The following is a 2,174-nucleotide window of genomic DNA, read 5'->3' on the forward strand; positions in this document are numbered from 1 at the left end:
GGTTCATCTTGCTCCAGCGCTCAGAGCAACACATTGAAGACCACCGTATCGGATCCGGCCGCCGCGGAAATGGCGAAATGCAATTGCCACAATCCGCTCATCGTGAATTTCACCCCATCGATGCGATAGCAGCCGTCGCCCAGATAGTCGGTCGCCTGCGGGCTGGTCGGTAGACCGTGCCTGTGCCGCGGCATGCCCCCGGAAATCGTAATCCCGGCGCCCTCCACCGGGGTTCCCGCACCTGTCTTCAGGGTCAGCAGCCAGGATTGCAGCTCGCCTTGCCTGATGACACCCCGCTCCGGCTCGAAACTGGCCACAAACAGCCCGTTCGTCGTCTTCTTCGAGCGGGCGACTTCGGGGCTCGCAAGCCGAGGCGCTTGCGGCGCTGTCAGATAGACGGCAGCGAGAATGCCGGCCAGCAAGGCAGCCAGACCAAGACCTGCCAGAACATAACGCCATAACGATGCCAAACCGTTTCCTCTTCCGGAGATAACGTCTCGCTGGGCAGATTGCGTCCCGCCTTCCGCGTGAGAAAACGCCGTTGGCGCAAGAATCCGCCATGGCCAAGCATGGCGCTGCCGCTCGCAAAAAGCTACAGCACCGGGTCTTGGTTTTGTGCATGTCGTTATCCCAAAACCGCTGCGCAAGGTTTTGGGCGACATGCACCAGGAGATAGATTCATGACAGGAAACGGCGTCGCCTCGATCGGTGAATGCATGCTCGAACTTTCAGGCCAGGCGGGGCCGAACTGGCGCATGGGTTTTGCCGGCGACACGTTCAATACGCTGTGGGCGCTGCATGCGCTGAGCGGCGATCGGCCGGCGACCTATGTGTCGGCCTTCGGCGACGACCCGTTTTCGCGCGACCAGATCGGTTTCTTCGCGCAAAACGGCATCGGCGTCGGCGCCAGCCCGATCATATCAGGCGCCCGGCCCGGCCTCTATGCGGTCACGCTGACCGGAGCCGAACGCTCATTCACCTACTGGCGCGGCGATGCGGCTGCAAGGCAGCTTGCCTCCGACCCGGCTGCTTTGGCGAAAAGCCTTGAAAATCAGGCGCTTGTTTACTTTTCCGGAATCACTTTGGCAATTCTGGATGGCGCTGCGCGCAAGACATTGCTGGCAGCGGTGGCCAAGGCACGCGCCGCCGGCTCGCTTGTCGCCTTCGATCCCAACTACCGGCCGCGATTATGGCGCCAGCGCGAGGAAGCGCAGGCCGCGATCCTCGATGCGCTCGCAGTCACCGACCTAGCGCTACCGACCTTTCCCGACGAGCAGATGCTGTTCGGCGACGCGGCGCCGCAGGCAACCGCGGAACGGCTGCGAAAGCTGGTCGGCGAAGTCGTCGTCAAGAACGGCGAGGAGCCGGCGCTGATCGCCGCAAACGGAACCCTGCAACCCGTTCCGGCCGTGCATGTCGCCGTCCCCGTCGACACGACCGGCGCTGGCGATTCCTTCAATGGCGCCTATCTCGCCGCCCGGCTCGCCGGGCACGCTCCGACTGAGGCCGTGCTGCGCGCGCATCGCGTCGCCGCGGCCGTCGTTCAGGTGCGCGGCGCGCTGGCGCCATTCGAAACGTTAAGGGCGGCGTTCGAAGATTAATGCATGTCGCGCGAAAGTGCGCAGCGGTTTTGCGATGACGACATGCATAAAACAAGACCTTAAGGCGCGTTGCATGAATCATTCAAACGCGACGCGCTTTAGGGTCAAAACGCAATCAGACTGACTGCCGCCAATGGGCGACAACCTTGCAGCCCAAGGCGGGTCGCTATCCGCGCTTTTCGATGACGCCATATAGGACGTTGCGGTTCTCGCCAAAGAACACCTGCGCCTCGACGGTGTTGCGGTCGACGCTGGCGTTGATGATGTTCCACATATCGGCCTCCGACCGCAGCAGCAACACCCAGTTCATGAACGTCTCCCGGTAGCCGGCGTCAGGGTTGCCCTCTGCGTAGTTCGCGAAGAGGAATGTCCCGTTCGGCTTCAACATCTGCAGGCAGGTTTTCGTGAGCTTCACGGCGACGTTGTGCGCAAGGTAGTCGTAAAGGCCAGAGGCGTAGATGAAGTCGAACTTGCCAAGCTTGTGGCCCCGCGTGAGCATGGTTCGTACCGAACCGTCGATCGCCTCTACCGCGGTGCCCTGGAAGTCGCGCTTGATCAATCCAACGCTCTGAG

2 protein-coding genes and 1 pseudogene are annotated in these 2,174 nt (G+C 62.1%); 1 reads left to right on the plus strand and 2 read right to left on the minus strand.

From position 1 onward, the window contains the following. Positions 1–20: 20 nt before the first annotated feature. Positions 21–470, minus strand: a complete 450-nt coding sequence (locus EOA86_RS31820; protein ID WP_065007696.1) for a FixH family protein — start codon at positions 468–470, stop codon at positions 21–23. 210 nt (positions 471–680) lie between these two features. On the opposite strand from EOA86_RS31820, the gene EOA86_RS31825 reads away from it, so the two are divergent. Then, the gene (locus EOA86_RS31825) at positions 681–1,601 is read left to right on the plus strand and encodes a sugar kinase (RefSeq protein WP_128345229.1); all 921 of its coding nucleotides are present in this window, start codon (positions 681–683) and stop codon (positions 1,599–1,601) included. A 166-nt stretch (positions 1,602–1,767) separates the two neighbouring features. On the opposite strand, the pseudogene EOA86_RS31830 reads toward EOA86_RS31825, so the two are convergent. Further along, positions 1,768–2,174 (minus strand): annotated as a pseudogene (locus EOA86_RS31830) (class I SAM-dependent methyltransferase); the annotation flags it as partial.

Source organism: Mesorhizobium sp. M5C.F.Ca.IN.020.32.2.1, assembly GCF_004023105.1.
GTDB classification, from domain to species: Bacteria; Pseudomonadota; Alphaproteobacteria; order Rhizobiales; family Rhizobiaceae; genus Mesorhizobium; species Mesorhizobium wenxiniae.

Excerpts from the sequence above, each read along its gene's own strand:
- EOA86_RS31825 (WP_128345229.1), top strand. The coding sequence starts at position 681 with ATGACAGGAAACGGCGTCGCCTCGATCGGTGAATGCATGCTCGAACTT.